General features: G+C 46.3%; 3 protein-coding genes. All 3 read left to right on the top strand.

Annotation, left to right across the window (positions count from 1 at the left end):
- The coding region (gene rplB / locus BHE89_RS18345) for a 50S ribosomal protein L2 (protein ID WP_128860706.1) at positions 1-483 on the top strand (483 nt) is incomplete at its 5' end.
- A gap of 14 nt (positions 484-497) precedes the next feature.
- Entirely contained in the window at positions 498-776 is a 279-nt protein-coding gene (rpsS, locus tag BHE89_RS18340; RefSeq protein ID WP_004246960.1) for a 30S ribosomal protein S19, read from the top strand.
- 14 nt (positions 777-790) lie between these two features.
- Positions 791-1,060, top strand: a 270-nt coding sequence (gene rplV, locus BHE89_RS18335) for a 50S ribosomal protein L22 (protein WP_128860705.1), incomplete at its 3' end; no start/stop codon positions are given.

Below are 1,060 nucleotides of genomic sequence, written 5' to 3'. Positions count from 1 at the left end.
AAAGTTCAGTCTGGCGTTGATGCTGCTATCAAAGCGGGTAACACCTTACCAATGCGTAATATCCCGGTTGGTTCTACAGTTCATAACGTAGAAATGAAACCAGGTAAAGGTGGTCAGTTAGCTCGTTCAGCAGGTACTTACGTTCAGATCGTTGCTCGTGATGGTGCTTATGTCACTATTCGTCTACGTTCTGGTGAAATGCGTAAAGTTCCTTCTGATTGCCGTGCAACTATCGGTGAAGTAGGCAACTCTGAGCACATGTTACGCGTTCTGGGTAAAGCTGGTGCAAGTCGCTGGCGTGGTATTCGTCCTACCGTTCGCGGTACTGCGATGAACCCAGTCGATCACCCACATGGTGGTGGTGAAGGTCGTAACTTTGGTAAACACCCAGTAACACCTTGGGGCGTTCAAACCAAAGGTAAGAAGACTCGTAAAAACAAACGCACTGAACATTTCATCGTTCATCGTCGTACTAAGAAATAATTAGAGGATAAGCCATGCCACGTTCTCTCAAGAAAGGTCCTTTTATTGACCTGCACTTGCTGAAGAAGGTAGAGAAAGCGGTGGAAAGCGGTGACAAAAAGCCTGTTAAGACTTGGTCCCGTCGTTCAACGATCTTTCCTAACATGATCGGTTTGACCATCGCTGTCCATAATGGTCGTCAGCATGTTCCAGTTTACGTTTCCGACGAAATGGTTGGTCACAAACTGGGTGAATTCGCGCCGACCCGTACTTATCGCGGTCATGCAGCCGATAAAAAGGCTAAGAAAAAATAAGGTAGGAGGAAGAGATGGAAACTATCGCTATGCATCGCCACGCTCGTTCTTCTGCTCAGAAGGTTCGCTTGGTAGCTGACCTGATTCGCGGTAAGAAAGTGTCGCAAGCTCTGGAAATTTTAACCTTTACCAACAAGAAAGCTGCTGGTTTAGTGAAGAAAGTACTGGAGTCTGCTATTGCTAATGCAGAACACAACGATGGCGCTGACATTGATGATCTGAAAGTAGCTAAGATCTTTGTTGACGAAGGTCCTTCTATGAAGCGCATTATGCCTCGTGCAAAA

The organism is Shigella sp. FC1967 (genome assembly GCF_001743005.1).
Taxonomy (GTDB): domain Bacteria; phylum Pseudomonadota; class Gammaproteobacteria; order Enterobacterales; family Enterobacteriaceae; genus Proteus.
This window is presented reverse-complemented; position numbering and strand designations above follow the sequence as displayed.